A 16,411-nucleotide genomic window follows, 5' to 3' on the forward strand; every position below is an offset into this window, starting at 1 on the left:
ACGGACAATCCCATCGTTATCCAGATTGATGACAAGATTTCACTTCACTAAGTTCCTGGCAATGAACCGTATCTTTTCCCCTTTTGCTCTCCTGCTAAGTCTGTTGTTTCTTCTATTATTTGAGTCCGCCTGCTCTCCCGACCAGAATCAGAATACGAAGGAACTGGCGCAGGAAATGAACGACCGGAAAATCAAGCGGGTCACCAACGTCCAACTCACGACCACCGTCGATGAATGGGGCAAAGCCCTCATTCTGACCACCCGAAAAGCTCTGACTCGTGAACTGACGAAAAAGCCCGGAGACTCCACCTTCTGCAACCTGGAAAACGTACCGGCCATTCAGAAACTGGAGAAACAGTACGCCATTACGATCGATTTGCTGAAGGCAAAAGATGTAACCAACCCAGCCCTGGATCCCAAAGAACGGGATTTGCTGGGTGCGTATGTCTACAACGCTCAGAATAAACTGGAGCAGAACGACAACGTCCAGAAACTGAACGACACGCTGTTTGTCTACAATTCACCCGTTGCGACGGATGACATCATCTGCAAAACCTGTACAGACAATGCGGCCTTGCCGTTCGTGATCTGGCGCATCGTGTTCAACAAACGGGAAGTGATCCGGCGGGTCAATCCGAAGAAATTGAAGTAACCCTGACAGCGGTCGCCAGACCCTGTCAGCGGTTGATCTGGATAATAGATTTTTCAACCGCTGACAGGGTCTGGCGACCGCTGTCAGGGTTATGCTGTCAGGGTTATACAGAACAGTATGAAAATACGATTAAATAGTACTTCAGAAACGATGATTTTGTACTTTTAACACATTCGTATTCCATCCCTTAACAAACATACTGTTTAACGTATGAGCAATCTGAAAAATAAAGCCGATCAGGCGGTTAGCCGACGCGGTTTTTTCAAAGCCTCGTCGCTTGCCCTGGCTGGCGTCACCATTCTGCCCCGGCATGTGCTGGGTGGCAAAGGATTTATTGCGCCGTCTGATAAACTGAACGTCGCCGGGGTCGGCATCGGCGGCATGGGAAAAAGCAACCTCAACGCCCTGGCACCCACAGAAAACATCGTCGCGCTTTGCGATGTCGATGAGAAATACGCTGGCCCGGTTTTCGAAAAATACCCGAATGCCAAGCGGTATAAAGACTACCGCAAGATGCTCGATGCCCAGAAAGACATCGACGGCATTGTAGTGGCCACACCCGATCACCTGCACGGTGTTATTGCATCAGCCGCCATGAAACTCGGTAAACACGTCTACGTGCAAAAACCGCTGACCGTTACGGTGTGGGAATCGCGCGAACTGGCGCGGCTGGCGAAAGAAAATCCGAAAGTCGTTACCCAAATGGGAAACCAGGGCCACTCGAACGACGATGCCCGCCTGATCAACGAATGGATTGCCGACGGCGCCATTGGCAAAGTGCAGGAAGTCCACGTCTGGACCAACCGCCCCATCTGGCCGCAAGGTATGGAGGTACCGAAAGAAGCCGTCGACGCACCATCGACGCTGGACTGGGAGTTGTTTTTAGGTCCTGCTCCCCACCGGGCCTACAATCCGGCGTACACCCCGTTCAAATGGCGCGGCTGGGTCGATTACGGTGCCGGTGCATTGGGCGACATGGGCGCTCACCTGGTCGATCACCCGTTCTGGGCGCTGGGGCTCAACCCGCCGATCACCGTCGAGGCTTCCTCGACGCCATTTAACAAGCAAAGCTACCCGGTTTCGTCGCTGGTGACTTTTGAGTTTGAAACAAAAGACAAGAAAAATCCGCTGACGATGACGTGGTACGATGGCGGTATCTTGCCGCCCAAACCGATCGAATTCGGCGATGGTCCCGTTCCGAAAGGTGGTGGCGTTTTGTATGTCGGAACGAAAGGAAAACTTTTCCACGAAACCTACGGCTCCAAACCGCGTCTGCTGCCGCAGGAAAAAATGGATTCCTACAAAAAACCGGCGCAGACGATTCCGCGCGTCGGCATGAGTCACGAACGCAACTGGGCCGAAGCCTGCAAGGGAAACGGCAAGGCGGTTTCGCCCTTCGAATACGCCGGCCCGTTGTGCGAAACCATGCTGCTGGGCATCGTGGCCCTCTACAAACAGGGCACCAAACTAAACTGGGATACAAAAACCATGGCCTTCACCAACGCCCCGGAATTGAATCCGTATCTGAAACGCGAATACCGTCAGGGTTGGGCGATGTAGTTTTTCATTTAGAATAAAGAGCAGAGACAAGAGAGTAGAGACTTAAAAAACCGTGTCTTTACTCTCTTGTCTATGCTCTTTTCTCTCTTTCAAAACCTATGAAAAAAATTTCACTGATTGCGCTGTTCTTCCTATCGGTCGTCCAACTGTTTGCACAGGCTCCGAACACCTTAACTGCACAGGAAAAGAAAGAGGGCTGGAAACTGCTGTTCAACGGAAAAGACGTCAGCGGCTGGCATACCTACGGCAAAACCGGTGTCGGCTCGGCCTGGATTATCGAAAACGGAGCACTGAAACTGCATGTACCGGAACGCGCCGGAAACAAAGCCAAAAACGGGGGCGATCTGGCGACGGATCAGACGTTCAAAGGCGATTTTGAATTCAAGGCAGATTGTAAAGTCGAACGGTTTACAAACAGCGGTATTTTCTTTTTTGTAACCGAAGCCCCGGAATACAAGGAGATTTACCATACCGGCCTGGAGCTTCAGGTGCTCGACAACGCGATTTACGAGGGTGCGCCGGAAAACAAACACCGCGCGGGCGACTTCTTCAGCGTCGCCAACGCCCGCATCCGCGAACCGAAGGCCGTGGGTGAGTGGAACCAGATTCATTTCAAGCTGAAAGGGAAAGTCCTGTCGGTCTACATGAACGGCTATCTCATTCAGGAACACAACGTTGAGAGTGCCGACTGGAAAAAACGAATCGCCGAAAGCAACTTAAAAAACGCTCCGATCAGCAAAGGTCAGTTGGCCGGACGGATCGGTTTGCAGGACTGGGGCAGCCCGGTTTACTACCGGAATATCAAGATTCGGCCACTTTAATACAATATTTTTCCGTCATTTTCCGCCAAAAACGATGATTTCCCGACCGGTTCTTTGCTGCTAAAAGAATCTGGATATATTTGTTTTACAAAACCTAAACAAATATGAATCGTCCGTACTTAGGCGAATTTGAGGAACTGGTGCTGCTGACGGTTGCCATGCTGAACGGGCAGGCTTACGGCGTAACCATTCTGGAAGAAATCGAGAAGCAAACCGGTCGCACCGTCAGTCTGAGCGCCATTCATGCGACACTGCAACGACTCGAAGAAAAAGGCTACCTCAAGTCGCAGATGGGCGGAGCTACCGCCGAGCGCGGGGGACGCCGGAAGCGGTTTTTCAACGTGACGCTGGGCGGAACCCGGGCATTACAGGAAATTCACACCACCCGGAACCATCTCTGGAACCAGATTCCAAAAACCGGGCTGGCTTGATTCCTGGACCGCCTTTGGTTGCCATTCATGTATTCACCTTAACTCGTCCGAACCTTGATCCCCAATTCTGTGTTCAGTGACAAAAATCCCATTTTCATGGACTGTCAGTACCTGCCACTAACCGCCACCGGCCAGTTTTCGAATCTGTTCCTAGATTATATCTCCCAAAAAGAAGCCCTCCAACCGTATTACAACCACTTCCCAACCCTGGAAGCGTTTGAGGAACAAGTCAAAAACCGGGCGTTCGACGACAGCAAGCGGCAGACCTTGGTGGAGGTTTTAGAACGGCAGTACCAGCACATTCCCAACAAACCCGACTTCTCGGTCCTGGCCCAACCCAATACCTTTACGGTGACGACGGGACACCAGTTGAACATTTTCACCGGGCCGCTTTACGTGCTGTACAAGTGGATTACAACGGTAAATCTTGCGAAAAAGCTGAATGAGACGTACCCGGCCTACCATTTTGTGCCGATCTACTGGCTGGCGACCGAAGACCACGACTTTGCGGAAATCAACCATTTTACGCTGTTTGGCAAAAGCTATACGTGGGAAACGGAGCAACGTGGGGCCGTCGGGCGGATGAACCCGAAGGAACTGAAAGCGATATTTGACGAAATGCCGGAAAAGTTGTTTCTGTTTGAAGACGCTTACCTGAAACACGATACGTTATCGGACGCCGTTCGCTGGTACGCCAACGAACTGCTCGGCAAAGAGGGTCTGATTTGCCTTGATGCCGATGATGCTGACTTGAAACGGCTCTTTGCGCCCATCATCAAAAACGAGTTGCTAAACCGTCCAACCGAGGGTATCGTTACGCAAACCACCCAGCAACTGGAAGCCCTTGGTTACAAAACGCAGATAACGCCCCGCGAAATCAACCTCTTCTATCTGGACGATCAGTTACGCGAACGCATCATTACCGATGGCGAGGATTCTTATGAAGTGTTGAACACCGAAATCCGTTTTTCGCGGGACGAAATCCTGGCGTTGGTCGATGAACATCCGGAGCGGTTCAGCCCCAATGTGGTGCTGCGACCGGTTTATCAGGAAGTCATTTTGCCGAATCTAGCCTACATTGGCGGCCCGTCGGAAGTGCCGTACTGGCTGCAACTGAAAGGCATTTTTGATCATTTCCAGATTCCGTTTCCGCTGCTGATGCCCCGCAACTTTGCGTTGTACGTCAACCCGGCCAGCGCCAAAAAAATGGACAAACTGGGTGTATCGCCCGAAGAGCTGTTCTGGGACGAGGTGAAATTGCGCCGGGCGTATACGGAACGAATTTCGGAAAATTCCCTCGATCTGACGGAACAGAAAGCGTGTCTGGAACAGTGTTTTGCCGAGATTCTGCACAAATCCGTCAAAGTGGATAAGTCGCTGGAAGGGGCTGTGCTGGCCGAAAAAGCCCGGCTGATGCACACGATCGATCATCTGGAAAAACGCCTGAAGAAAACCGAGGAGAAGAATTACGAAACGGTTTTGAATCAGTTGATGACCCTGAAACAGAAGCTCTTCCCGAACGGCGGTATTCAGGAACGCTCCGAAAACTACCTAAATTTCCAGCTCAACGACCCGCAGTTTATCCCGAAATTGCTGACCGCTTTTGATCCGATGGCTTACCAGATGCTGGTGTTGAAAGACTAAGCGATGACGAAAGCCGAGCTGCGTGCTGCATTCCGCCAGAAACGCCGGTTGTTGTCCGAAGCCGAGTGGCAAAACCGGTGCGAAGCGATTTCAAATCAGTTTTTTACGCTTCTGCCCTCCAAACCGGTTTCGGTTATCGGTACGTTTCTGCCCATCGAAAGTCAGAAAGAAGTCAACACCTGGCTCATCGTCCGGCGGCTCTGGCAGGAATTTCCACACATTCGGATAGCCGCGCCCGTCACGAATCTGGAAACCGGAACGCTGGAAAACTACGAAATCACCCCCGAAACCGTGTTTACCAAAAACCGCTACGGTATTCCCGAGCCGCCCCCCACTTCATCATTCATCATTCATCATTCATCATTTAACATTATTCTAATTCCTTTACTCACGTTTGACCAAACCGGCAACCGCATCGGCTACGGGGGCGGTTTTTACGACCGGTTTCTGGCGCAGTGCCGCCCGGATTGCCTGAAAATTGGGCTGTCGCTGTTCGATCCGGTCGATCAAATTGACGATGTTTACGAAGGCGACATTCGAATCAATTTCTGCATCACACCTGATCAAATCTGGGATTTTTGATAGGAACGCTGATCTGACGGATTGAACGGATTAAAACTGATTTTATCCGTAAAAATCCGTTCAATCCGTCAAATCCGTCAAATCCGTGTTCCTATTTCGTAGATTGCCGGAATGAAAACCCTCGCTTTCTGGTGTTGTATGCTTCATACGGTTTTGGCTCAAAAACTCCCGGCGGCTCTCGATTCGGTGATGCACCGCAACTTTTCGATCGACCAGCCCGGTGGCGCCCTGCTGGTGGTGATTGATGGAAAAACCGTGTATAACCGGGGTGTGGGGCTGGCCGATCTGGCGACGAAAACGTCCATTTCGCCGGAAACCAATTTCCGGATGGCGTCGGTTTCCAAACAGTTTACGGCGATGTGCATTCTGTTGCTGGAAAAACAGAAAAAACTCTCTTTTGACGATAATCTGCTCAACTATTTCCCGGATTTCAATCAAAAAGTTGGCAAAAGCATCAAGTTGCGCCATCTGCTGACACACACTTCCGGGATTCTGGATTACGAATCACTTTTGTCGTCCAGTCGAAACGAACAGATTTTTGATGCCGAAGTCTTGGCGCTGCTAAAGCCGCAAGATTCGACGTATTTTGAACCGGGGAGCCGGTTTCGGTATAGCAATTCGGCCTTCTGTTTGCTTACGCAAGTCGTGGAGCGGGTTACGAAAAAACCGTATCTGGCGTTCATTACCGAAACCCTTTTCAAACCGTTGGGCATGAACCAGACGACGCTCTACGAACCCAAACGGTCGATTCCCAACCGGGCGATGGGCTATGCCCGGAATCAGGACCAAACCATCCGACTTTCGGACCAGAGCGTGACGAGCGGCACCAAAGGCGACGGCTGTGTTTATACTTCCCTGGCGGATTATAAAAAATGGGACGACGCGCTGACAACCGGCCAACTGGTCGATGTCGTGGAAAAGCTCAAAACCGTCCATCATCAGATTAAAGGACAGACGAACGGTTTTTACGGTTTAGGCTGGTTTTTCACCGAAGCAAACGGCGAAGCATCGGAGTTTTTCCATTCCGGCAGTACGTGCGGTTTTAGCAACTGCGTCGTTCGCATCCCGCAGAAAAAGACATTGATTGTTCTGTTTTCAAATCTGGCCGACAATCACCAGCCTTTTGCCGACGTTTTGAACGTGCTGAAAGCCGATAAGGAACTATCCATCGACGTGTGGGCGTTGCACAATCTGACGAATTGACTGGCTATTTCGGTTAAGTGATGGACTTGAAATAGTTGGGGGAATGATTATCTTTACCGCATTAATTGGCTTATTAACAGCTACCTTACTATGGCATTCACCGACACCGAACGCAACCCCCTCTCCAGCCTGGAACAATGGGAAGATGATCTGCTGATCCGCTACCCTGAACCGGAGCACAAAGCAAAGGAGGAATACCGCAATTATGACGACCCCGCCCGCGATACCGTCCGGGAGTTTTACCGCCTGAATCACACCTACCAGACGTACGATTTTGTGCAGGGAAAACGGGCTGAATTCCTCAAATTCGACAAAAAAGAAATCCCGGTTTGGGGCGCGATGGAGTTTCTGAACACCCTCGTCGATGATTCCGATCCGGATATTGAACTCGATCAGTTGCAACATTTGCTGCAAACCGCCGAAGCCATCCGCGCCGATGGTCACCCCGACTGGTTTGTGCTGACCGGTTTTCTGCACGACATGGGCAAAGTCCTGTGTCTATTCGGTGAGCCGCAATGGGCGGTTGTTGGTGACACCTTCCCGGTGGGTTGTGCGCATTCCGACAAGATTGTCTATCCCGAATACTTTGCGGCCAATCCGGATTCGTATAACAAGGATTTCAACACCAAATACGGCGTTTACGAACCGAATTGTGGGTTGAAAAACGTCACGATGTCGTGGGGCCACGACGAATATTTATACCACATTACGAAGGATCACCTGCCCGAACCGGCTTTGTACATGATCCGCTACCACTCATTTTATTCGCAACACCGCGAAAAGGCGTATGATCACCTGATGGACGATCACGACCGGGCGATGTTCAAATGGGTCGACAAGTTCAACCCGTACGATTTGTATTCGAAAAGCCCGGTCGTGCCGGTGGCTTCGGAACTGAAACCGTATTACGAAGACCTGATCGCCAAGTATCTGCCTGCAACGATTCGGTTGTAACCCCGTCAGGGTCTATCGACCGTATCGACGGCCCGGCGCTGACGGGGTTACGCAAAAAACCGATGTTTCCGACATCGGTTTTTTTGTTTATTTTGGTGACGACAAGCCTATTCGCCGGATGCTCCTCACTTTTATTGCCCTCTACCTCCTCTCCAACCTCGCCATCGGTGCCTGGGCGGCCCGAAAAGTAACCAGTAGTCAGGATTTTGTGCTGGCCGGTCGGCGGCTCCCGCTGGCGCTGGCGGCTTCGGCCACATTTGCCACCTGGTTTGGCTCGGAAACGATCATGGGTGCGCCAGCGATGTTTGTCGACGGCGGTTTTCTGGCCGTTATCGAAGAACCGTTCGGGTCGGCCTTGTGTCTGTTTTTGGTTGGGGCCTTTTACGCCCGCCCGCTGTATAGGCTGGGAATCACCACCTTTTCGGATTATTTCAGCATCCGGTTTGGCCGTTCGGCGGAGTTTCTGTCGGCGGCTCTGGTCATTCCGTCGTATTTTAGCTGGATTTCCGCCCAGTTCATTGCCATCGGGATTGTCCTTAATCTGGTCACGGGCGTACCCATTTTCTGGTGCATTGCCTCCAGCGCGACCATCGTGATGATTTACACGATGATGGGCGGCATGTGGTCGCTTTCCATCACCGACTTTCTCCACAACATCATCATTGTCATTGCCTTGATCATCATTGCCGTCATTCTGTATAATCAGACCGACGGGATAGCCAGCATTGTTCAGAAAACCAAACCCGGTTTTTTCCATTTCCTGCCCAAACCGACGTTCAAAGACAGCGTTGGGTGGGTGGCCGCCTGGATCACCATCGGCCTGGGTTCCATTCCGCAACAGGACGTTTTCCAGCGCGTGATGTCGGCCAAAAATGAGCGAACCACGGTCCGGGCTTCCTATCTGGCGTCGCTTCTGTACATCACCATTGCCATGCTGCCCCTCTTCATTGGGTTGGTAGGCAAGCAGCTATACCCGGATTTGAATCAGGACAATCAGATGCTGATTCCGAACATGGTGTTGCGACAAGCCAACATGCCGTTGCAAATTCTCTTTTTCGGCGCCTTGTTATCGGCCATTCTCAGCGTATCAAGTGGGGCGATTTTGGCACCGGCCACAGTTTTTGGTGAGAACATTTACCGGTTTTTCAAGCCCGACATCAGCGACAAAACGCTGCTGCTCACCATCCGGCTGGCGGTGGCGGTGATCACCCTCATTTGCGTCTGGATGACCGCAGCCCGCGACGTCAACATTTTCGAACTGGTCGGCGAATCGTCGGCTTTCAGTCTGGTGTCGTTATTCGTACCGCTCACGGCCGGTTTATACTGGAAACCCGCCAACACGCTGGGCTGCCTCTTGTCAATGATCAGCGGAATCGTCGTCTGGTTAACCTGTCTGTCCATCGAAACGGAATATCCGCCCCTTGTCTACGGTTTGCTGGCGAGTGTGTCCGGGATGATTCTGGGGGTGATGATTGCCCCTAAATCCCCTGAAGGGGACTTGGACGCAGCTTATCCAGATCTAAAAGTCCCCTTCAGGGGATTTAGGGGCAATCAAAAAAACGCCTGATCGATTTTCCCAATATATTCCAAATTGGTCTGCGACGTCAGCCAGCGCTGAATTTGCCGCCCGACATTTGGATACAGATTCAGGTTGTCCAATTCATGAACCGGCTTCCAGCTAACGGCCAGTGCCGTGGTTTCTTGGGGATTGATGCGGGGAATACCGCCAATCAACTGACTGACAAATATGACGTGCAGCACATCCTCTTTGGCTTCGGAACCGTTAGTGGGGGGGAAAATCACTTCACCGACAAACGCGATTGGCCCGACTTCGACATCGATTCCCAACTCCTCCTGCAACTCGCGCATCACCGTCAGATCCAGGGTTTCGCCCTGGTCGGGATTGCCGCCGGGCAGGGCATACACGTCCGTGTCACCATACCGGTAATGCATCAACAGTAAATGATTATTCTCGATCAGGAGCACCGCAGGCCGTACTTTCATAACTCAGGAAGAAATTGATGGAACATGAACAGTAAAGTACAACAAAACCGATACTTTTGATACTGTATATTTAACCTTGTGTAATGAAAACGATTGTAAAGTTCCTCAGCATTCTTTGCGTATTGACCGGTCTGGCAACTACGACGGTAAACGCCAAAGATGCGATTCTGGTTTTTTCGAAAACCGCAGGCTTCCGGCACAAGTCCATCGAAGTAGGTAAGGCAAGTATTGTGAAGCTGGGGCTGGAAAATGGCTTCAGCGTCGATACGACCGAAAATGCGGCTCTTTTTACCGCCGATAACCTGAAAAAATACAAAGCCGTCGTTTTTCTGAGCACTACCGGCGATATTCTGAACGCTGAGCAGCAGGCGGCTTTTGAACAATATATTAAAAAAGGGGGCGGTTTTGTCGGAATTCACGCGGCAGCCGACACCGAATACGAATGGCCGTGGTACAACCAACTGGTAGGTGCCTACTTCCTGAGCCACCCGAAACAGCAGAACGCCGAAATTGAGATTGTGGACAAAAAACATATTTCGACCAAAGCCCTACCCGACCGCTGGAAACGCTACGACGAGTGGTACAACTACAAAAGCATTGTGCCGGGCCTGAAAATTCTGGGGAAACTGGATGAGAAAACCTACGAAGGGGGCAAAAACGGTGACAATCACCCGTTTATCTGGTACCGCGAATTCGACGGCGGCCGGTCGTTCTACACCGGCGGGGGCCACACGGACGAATCCTACAGCGACGCCCAATTCCTGACGCACATCCTGGGGGGGATTAAGTACGCAATGGGGAAGAAGAAGTAAAAAGAGTTATTTCGCAGAGTTAAGCGGAGAAAAAGGGAGTTAAGCAGAGTTTTTTTCTTCGCTTACCTCCCTTTTTCTCCGCTCAACTCTGCGAAACAACTCCTTAAATCTTGATTTTCCGCCCCGTTTCCGCAGCCTGATACGTGGCCTGGATGATTTTCACGTCCTGCATTCCCTCTTCGCCCGTGATGTGCTTTGGCAATTGCTTCCCGTCAATCAGATCCTTGCAAATACCGTCCATGTGCATCGCCTGGTGATTGACCACCGGTTTGTCAATCGGGCCTTTGCTCGTCATGCCTTTCAGCGGGCCGTAGCCATAAGCCGGACGCAACTCGAACCAGCCATTTTCGGCCGACGCATACAACCGCTCGACACCCGCAGCGTAGCTCGTGGTTGACGTTGAGGTGATTCCGTTCGGAAATTCGAACTGCCAGTACATTGTTTCTTCCACATCCTTGAATTTTTGCGGATCGGTTTTGGGCGCAAACTGGGCCGTCACCGAAAGCGGTTCCAAACCCGTCACCAGCCGAACGCCCTGAATGGCGTAAATGCCCACGTCCATCATCGGGCCACCGCCCGCCATCGCTTTTTTGAGCCGCCACTGGTTCGGATCACCGGCCTTGAAACCGTCGCTGGCTTCCAGAAACTTCAGATTTCCGAATACTTTTTCCCGGCCCAGTCGCATCATCTCCTGCGTGAAGGGTTCATAATGAAGCCGATAGCCAATGGCCAGTTGCACGTTGGCCTTCTTACAGGCATCGATCATATCCTGACAATCCTTCACCGTAATCGCCATCGGTTTTTCGCAGATGACGTGCTTGCCGGCTTTGGCCGCCCGAATGACGTATTCCGCGTGCATCGAATTCGGCAAAACGACGTAGACGACATCGATGTCTTTGTTGTCGATAATGCGGTCAAACGTCTTGTAGTCGTATACATTCGCTTTCGGAATGTTGTACTTAGCCATCCATTCCTCCGCTTTGGCGGGCGTTCCGGTCACGATACCGGCCAGCCGGACGTGTTGCGTTTGTTGCAGGGCCGGGGCCAGTTGATTCTTGGCATACCCACCCAAACCAACCAGCGCTATACCCAATTTACGACCTTGCCGCAGCGGTTCGCCCAGATGCGAAACGAGCGTGTTGATTTGAGCAAACTGATCCTGCTGCGCCAGATTAGCGGCATACCCCGCTAAGGGCGAAGCGAGCGCCGAAGCACCAATGCCTTTCGAAAGCTTTTGTAAAAAATCACGACGGTTGGAGTTCATCATAGAGAAGATAGAAATGAGACAAGAGCGTAAAGACTAAAAAAGTCATAAGTTGTATGTCTCTACTCTCTTGTCTAATCTCTCTTGTCTGAATACCTACTCCGCTTTGATCAAAATCCGGATGTCGGTATTTCGCCCCTTGTCGTCGGCACAGGAGATTTTCAGCGAACCGGGTTGCGGACTGAAGAAAACACCCTCCGTTGGGGCGGCTTTTCGGTAAAGTTTGTCGTTTAGATACCAGTAAACCAGCTTCACTTCATTGTCGGCCTGACAACTCAGTTGCAACTGCTGGGGCTGATTGGGATTGATAAAATACTCACTGCCATCATTCGGACTCACGATCTGCGGCCCCTGCTGCGCAAACACCCGCGTGCAGGCCGGGTTGTGGGGCGGTATTTTCAGGTACGGAATCCGGCGGCTTTCGTAAAAAGCAATCAACTCCGGCGCGAGATTCGGGTAAAACCGCTGAACGGCCTGATCGGATTCCGAACCGGTATTTTCGGGTAAACAATGGGCGCAGTACGACACAGTTCCGGCCGGGTTGGTCCAGACGGTTTTCTGATGCTGGCAACGCTGGTAGGGCGAAACGCCCATGATGGCGTAATCGACGATTTTATGCGCACAGAATTCACCCGGCACATCGCCGGTTTCGGCACAAACCTGACGCATCGACAAGCTTTTCGGCATTCGGAACCAGCCGCTGGTCGAGTTGTAGTCGATGGCGTTGAAAATACTGAATAACAATGGCGTGGCAATGTTGGCTCCGCTCAGTTCCGGTACGCCCTCGCCCGAAAAATTACCGACCCAAACGCCCACCGTATACCGTTTGTTGTAGCCAATGCTCCAGGCGTCGCGCCGACCGTAGGACGTACCGGTTTTCCAGGCGATGCGCGGCAAATGGTAGCTATTGTCAAAGTTATTTGGCAAATCCGGGCGGGTAATCTGGGTAAGCGTGTTGGTAATCAAAAAGGCCGCATCCTCCGAAATCAGGCGGTTTTTTTTCGCCGGAATTTCATTCACGTCGGGAGCCACAAAGTTGAGGTTGCTCATCTGACCGCCGTTGGCAAAAGCCGCAAACAGCCTCGTCAGTTCTTCCAGCGTGACACCACAACCGCCCAGAATGACCGACAAACCCAGCCCTTTCGACTGTTTTTTGATGGTTTCAAAACCGGCTTTTTTCAAGTAATTAATAAACGTCGGTGTGCCAAGCTGTTGCATCGTCTTCACCGCCGGAACGTTCAGCGAGTTCGCCAGTGCCGATTCTACCGTGATCGGGCCGTAGAATTGCCGGTCGTAATTCTCGGGTTCGTAACCGGAAAAGCTCGTTGGCACATCATTCAGAACGGTTTTTGGCGTCATCAGTCCTTTGTCGAAAGCCACGGCATACAGCAGCGGTTTCAGGGTGCTGCCCGGCGACCGCACCGCCCGGACGCCGTCTACCTGCCCGCCGTCGTAGCCATTCGCAAAATCCGCCGAACCAACGTAGGCTTCGACGGCCATTGTCTGGTTATTGATCACCAGAACCGCTGCGTTGTGAATGTTCATCGAACGCACCCGACCCACGTAACTGGCTACGAGTTGCTCCGCCTGAGCCTGCCGGTTGGGCCGCAGCAGCGTGTGAATGATCGCCTGATCGGGCTGGCTTTTTTTCAGCCGCAACGCCAGGTGAGGTGCCCGTTTCGGTAAGACCCGCCGGTGTGCCTCCAAGGGTTCGGCCAGGGCGTCGGCTATGGCTTCGGACGTGAACAGGCCAGTTTGTCGGAAGCGGTTCAGCCAACGATTTCGTTCCTGCACAATCAGCTTGTTATTGATTCCCAGCCGTAGGGTCGAGGGGCGGTTTGGAATGATCGTGAGCGTCGTGATTTCGGCCAGGCTCAACAGTTGGGGCGGTTTTCCGAGGTACAGCATCGACGCCGATTTAATGCCTTCTACATTCCCGCCGTACGGAATCAGGTTCAGATAGAGTTGGAGAATTTCGTCTTTAGAATAAAAAAGCTCCAGTTGAATGGCCCGGAACACTTCTACGAGTTTGCTGGCGTACGTCCGTTTTCGGGGTTCCAGCAACCGGACCACCTGCATGGTGATCGTGGAAGCCCCCGAGGTTCGGCGGCCCGTTGTCAGGTTGCGAACGGCGGCCCGCGCCATCGATAAGGGGTTAAAACCGGGGTGGTAATAGAAGAACCGGTCTTCCTTGTGTAAAATCGTTTTCCGCAACACCGGCGTAATTTCGTCCAGTTCTGTCATTAATCGCCATTTGTCGTCGTCACTCAGGAAGGCATGAAGAATAATGCCATCGGCGGCCGTAATAACCGTTGAATACCGTGGCCGGACCTTTAGCGGGAAAAACAAATTCAACCCCAGCAACAGCCCGACGAACGCAGCCAGGGCTTTTACCCCGCGTCGTTTCCAGAATTTTTTGGCGATATGAAGTAATTTTTCCAATATGCGAACCCTTATTTTAAAAAGCCCCTAAATCCCCTAAAGGGGACTTTTGAATCCGGAGATTCTGTGTCCAAGTCCCCTTTAGGGGATTTAGGGGTGTAAACGATTTTAAGGGCAGATAAAAATAAATCCTTTTATGAAAATACAATTTTTTGGTGCCGCCCGCACCGTTACCGGCAGTAAACACCTGATTACGACCCAACGCGGAACACGCATTTTGCTCGACTGCGGTTTGTTTCAGGGCATCAATACCGACGATCTCAATCAGGATTTCCGGTTTAAAGCTTCCGACGTCGATTACCTCCTCCTGTCGCACGCCCACATCGACCATTGCGGATTGATTCCGCGGCTGGTTCGTCAGGGTTTTACCGGCCCGATTTACTGCACCCCTGCCACTGCCGATCTCTGCCAGCTTATGCTGCTCGACAGTGCGCACATTCAGGAAAAGGACCTGGAGCGGATCAACAAACGCCGGAAAAAGCAAGACCGCGCCTTGCTGGAACTGTTGTACGAAACCGCCGATGTGGAACGCGCCCTGGAGCTGTTAAAACCGGTCGAGTATGGCGAAACGTTCTGGCTCAGCCGCGACGAAGTCAGCGTGGTCTTTACCGACACCGCCCACCTGCTCGGCAGCGCGGCCATTAGCCTGACCGTCCACGAAACCGCTCCGAACGGCGATCCGGTGGAAAAGCGCCTGTTTTTCAGTGGTGACATTGGCCGGCCGCACGACAAGATACTGAAAATGCCGGAACCCTTTCCGCAAGCGGATTACATTCTTTGCGAATCGACGTATGGCGACAAACTCCACGAGCCGGAACTCGACATGAGTGCGCATTTGCTGCGGATTGTACACGAAACCTGCGTGGTGCGTCGGGGCAAGCTCATTATCCCGGCTTTTGCCGTCGACCGAACGCAGGAGTTGGTGTATGCGCTCGACCAGCTCGAAAACCGGGGCGAATTACCGCGTCTGCCGGTGTACATCGACAGCCCGATGGCCGTGAAAGCCACGCATTTGATGAAAGCCCACGAGGAATGTTTCAACCCGGAGATTCTGGCTTACATCGAAAAAGACGGCGACGCCTTTGCCTTCCCGAACCTGCATTACGTGTCGGATGTGGAAGAATCGAAAGCCATCAATGAGAGCGACGAACCCTGCATCATCATCTCCGCATCGGGCATGGCCGAAGCCGGACGCATCAAACACCACATCAAAAACAACATCGAAGATTCGCGCTGCACGATTCTGATTGTGGGCTACTGCGGCCCCGAAACGCTGGGAGGAGCCTTGAAACGGGGCGATTCGCAGGTGAAAATCTTTGGCGAAACGTTTCTGGTGAAAGCCGACGTGGAGGTGATGGACTCGTTCAGCGCCCACGGCGATTACCGGGAGATGCTCGAATTTCTGTCGTGCCAGGATGCAGGGCGGGTGAAACAGGTATTTCTGGTCCACGGCGAATACGACCGGCAGGTGGTTTTCCGGCAGAAACTCCAGAGTGCCGGTTTCCAGAATGTCTACATTCCGGCGCTGTATGAGTCGGTGGAATTGTAGGCGGTTTGAAAAAATCGCAGGCAAAAGCGGTCTGAAACCTAAAAAACGGAGAAACCGTAAAAAAACTGTAGCGACGGCTTGCATAAAAAATCAAAACCCTGCATCTTTGCAATCCCATCTGGGGAATGTATGCCGAAGTGGTGAAACTGGTAGACACGCACGTTTCAGGGGCGTGTGAACGTAAGTTCATGCGAGTTCGAGTCTCGCCTTCGGCACAGCAACTTAGCCCGTAATCGTTTGATTACGGGCTTTTTGTTTTTAGTAGGAAATGCCATTCGTGACGATGCACAAAAGTTGGATCAAGAGCAAAAGTTGTGGAGGGCGTAGGATTTTTTTAGGTTTGTGTTTTTGATCAAACCTGTATTGTTTTGGATCAAGAGCAAAAGTTGTGGAGGGCGTAGGATTTTTTTAGGTTTGTGTTTTTGATCAAACCTGTATTGTTTTGGAGAGTTTCTTGCCCCTGATTCAGTTCCTGTTACCCGAGTTCATCCTG

Annotated in this window: 14 protein-coding genes and 1 tRNA gene; 12 read left to right on the top strand and 3 right to left on the bottom strand. The window is 51.9% G+C overall.

Features of this window, described 5'->3' with window-relative positions; genetic code table 11:
• Positions 1 to 61: 61 nt before the first annotated feature.
• The 9 genes from DUE52_RS13275 to DUE52_RS13315 all read left to right on the top strand — a co-directional run bounded on the left by DUE52_RS13275 (position 62) and on the right by DUE52_RS13315 (position 9,414).
• Positions 62 to 652, top strand: coding sequence for a hypothetical protein (locus DUE52_RS13275; RefSeq protein WP_133299834.1), 591 nt, complete (start codon positions 62 to 64; stop codon positions 650 to 652).
• 210 nt (positions 653 to 862) lie between these two features.
• A complete protein-coding gene (locus tag DUE52_RS13280) occupies positions 863 to 2,212 on the top strand; it encodes a Gfo/Idh/MocA family protein (protein WP_114406490.1) in 1,350 nt (449 codons plus the stop codon).
• Positions 2,213 to 2,310: 98 nt separating this feature from the next.
• A complete protein-coding gene (locus DUE52_RS13285; RefSeq protein WP_114406491.1) occupies positions 2,311 to 3,033 on the top strand; it encodes a 3-keto-disaccharide hydrolase in 723 nt (240 codons plus the stop codon).
• 104 nt (positions 3,034 to 3,137) lie between these two features.
• Positions 3,138 to 3,464, top strand: a complete 327-nt coding sequence (locus DUE52_RS13290) for a PadR family transcriptional regulator (RefSeq protein ID WP_114406492.1) — start codon at positions 3,138 to 3,140, stop codon at positions 3,462 to 3,464.
• A 96-nt stretch (positions 3,465 to 3,560) separates the two neighbouring features.
• Positions 3,561 to 5,108, top strand: coding sequence for a bacillithiol biosynthesis cysteine-adding enzyme BshC (gene bshC, locus DUE52_RS13295; protein ID WP_114406493.1), 1,548 nt, complete (start codon positions 3,561 to 3,563; stop codon positions 5,106 to 5,108).
• Between the two features lie 3 nt (positions 5,109 to 5,111).
• Positions 5,112 to 5,690 carry a 5-formyltetrahydrofolate cyclo-ligase gene (locus DUE52_RS13300; protein ID WP_114406494.1) on the top strand — a complete coding sequence of 193 codons (579 nt, stop codon included), beginning with the start codon at positions 5,112 to 5,114 and terminating at the stop codon, positions 5,688 to 5,690.
• Positions 5,691 to 5,801: 111 nt separating this feature from the next.
• On the top strand, positions 5,802 to 6,893 hold the full coding sequence (locus DUE52_RS13305) for a serine hydrolase domain-containing protein (RefSeq protein ID WP_114406495.1): 1,092 nt from the start codon (positions 5,802 to 5,804) through the stop codon (positions 6,891 to 6,893).
• A gap of 90 nt (positions 6,894 to 6,983) precedes the next feature.
• Entirely contained in the window at positions 6,984 to 7,847 is an 864-nt protein-coding gene (locus DUE52_RS13310) for an inositol oxygenase family protein (protein WP_114406496.1), read from the top strand.
• 118 nt (positions 7,848 to 7,965) lie between these two features.
• The gene (locus DUE52_RS13315) at positions 7,966 to 9,414 is read left to right on the top strand and encodes a high affinity choline transporter 1 (RefSeq protein ID WP_114406497.1); all 1,449 of its coding nucleotides are present in this window, start codon (positions 7,966 to 7,968) and stop codon (positions 9,412 to 9,414) included.
• Here DUE52_RS13315 and DUE52_RS13320 read toward each other — a convergent pair.
• A complete protein-coding gene (locus DUE52_RS13320; protein ID WP_114406498.1) occupies positions 9,399 to 9,851 on the bottom strand; it encodes an NUDIX domain-containing protein in 453 nt (150 codons plus the stop codon). The genes DUE52_RS13315 and DUE52_RS13320 overlap by 16 nt on opposite strands.
• An 83-nt stretch (positions 9,852 to 9,934) precedes the next feature.
• On the opposite strand from DUE52_RS13320, the gene DUE52_RS13325 reads away from it, so the two are divergent.
• The gene (locus tag DUE52_RS13325; RefSeq protein WP_114406499.1) at positions 9,935 to 10,663 is read left to right on the top strand and encodes a ThuA domain-containing protein; all 729 of its coding nucleotides are present in this window, start codon (positions 9,935 to 9,937) and stop codon (positions 10,661 to 10,663) included.
• Between the two features lie 103 nt (positions 10,664 to 10,766).
• Here DUE52_RS13325 and DUE52_RS13330 read toward each other — a convergent pair whose 3' ends face one another.
• Together DUE52_RS13330 and pbpC are read right to left on the bottom strand one after the other, a co-directional pair.
• The gene (locus DUE52_RS13330; protein ID WP_114406500.1) at positions 10,767 to 11,930 is read right to left on the bottom strand and encodes a Gfo/Idh/MocA family protein; all 1,164 of its coding nucleotides are present in this window, start codon (positions 11,928 to 11,930) and stop codon (positions 10,767 to 10,769) included.
• A gap of 93 nt (positions 11,931 to 12,023) precedes the next feature.
• Positions 12,024 to 14,369 (bottom strand): penicillin-binding protein 1C, encoded by a 2,346-nt coding sequence (gene pbpC / locus DUE52_RS13335; RefSeq protein WP_374755897.1) that lies wholly within the window; start codon positions 14,367 to 14,369, stop codon positions 12,024 to 12,026.
• A gap of 136 nt (positions 14,370 to 14,505) precedes the next feature.
• On the opposite strand from pbpC, the gene DUE52_RS13340 reads away from it, so the two are divergent.
• Together DUE52_RS13340 and DUE52_RS13345 are read left to right on the top strand one after the other, a co-directional pair.
• Entirely contained in the window at positions 14,506 to 15,918 is a 1,413-nt protein-coding gene (locus tag DUE52_RS13340) for an MBL fold metallo-hydrolase RNA specificity domain-containing protein (RefSeq protein WP_114406501.1), read from the top strand.
• A gap of 131 nt (positions 15,919 to 16,049) precedes the next feature.
• Positions 16,050 to 16,133: transfer RNA gene (locus DUE52_RS13345), tRNA-Leu, on the top strand.
• Positions 16,134 to 16,411 lie beyond the last annotated feature (278 nt).

The organism is Larkinella punicea, from assembly GCF_003334855.1.
Taxonomy (GTDB): domain Bacteria; phylum Bacteroidota; class Bacteroidia; order Cytophagales; family Spirosomataceae; genus Larkinella; species Larkinella punicea.

What these genes read in the sequence shown, in the direction of transcription:
- DUE52_RS13275 (WP_133299834.1), top strand. Translation starts at nt 62, where the DNA reads ATGAACCGTATCTTTTCCCCTTTTGCTCTCCTGCTAAGTCTGTTGTTT.
- DUE52_RS13280 (WP_114406490.1), top strand. Translation starts at nt 863, where the DNA reads ATGAGCAATCTGAAAAATAAAGCCGATCAGGCGGTTAGCCGACGCGGT.
- DUE52_RS13285 (WP_114406491.1), top strand. Translation starts at nt 2,311, where the DNA reads ATGAAAAAAATTTCACTGATTGCGCTGTTCTTCCTATCGGTCGTCCAA.
- DUE52_RS13290 (WP_114406492.1), top strand. Translation starts at nt 3,138, where the DNA reads ATGAATCGTCCGTACTTAGGCGAATTTGAGGAACTGGTGCTGCTGACG.
- bshC (WP_114406493.1), top strand. Translation starts at nt 3,561, where the DNA reads ATGGACTGTCAGTACCTGCCACTAACCGCCACCGGCCAGTTTTCGAAT.
- DUE52_RS13300 (WP_114406494.1), top strand. Translation starts at nt 5,112, where the DNA reads ATGACGAAAGCCGAGCTGCGTGCTGCATTCCGCCAGAAACGCCGGTTG.
- DUE52_RS13305 (WP_114406495.1), top strand. Translation starts at nt 5,802, where the DNA reads ATGAAAACCCTCGCTTTCTGGTGTTGTATGCTTCATACGGTTTTGGCT.
- DUE52_RS13310 (WP_114406496.1), top strand. Translation starts at nt 6,984, where the DNA reads ATGGCATTCACCGACACCGAACGCAACCCCCTCTCCAGCCTGGAACAA.
- DUE52_RS13315 (WP_114406497.1), top strand. Translation starts at nt 7,966, where the DNA reads ATGCTCCTCACTTTTATTGCCCTCTACCTCCTCTCCAACCTCGCCATC.
- DUE52_RS13320 (WP_114406498.1), bottom strand. Translation starts at nt 9,851, where the DNA reads ATGAAAGTACGGCCTGCGGTGCTCCTGATCGAGAATAATCATTTACTG.
- DUE52_RS13325 (WP_114406499.1), top strand. Translation starts at nt 9,935, where the DNA reads ATGAAAACGATTGTAAAGTTCCTCAGCATTCTTTGCGTATTGACCGGT.
- DUE52_RS13330 (WP_114406500.1), bottom strand. Translation starts at nt 11,930, where the DNA reads ATGATGAACTCCAACCGTCGTGATTTTTTACAAAAGCTTTCGAAAGGC.
- DUE52_RS13340 (WP_114406501.1), top strand. Translation starts at nt 14,506, where the DNA reads ATGAAAATACAATTTTTTGGTGCCGCCCGCACCGTTACCGGCAGTAAA.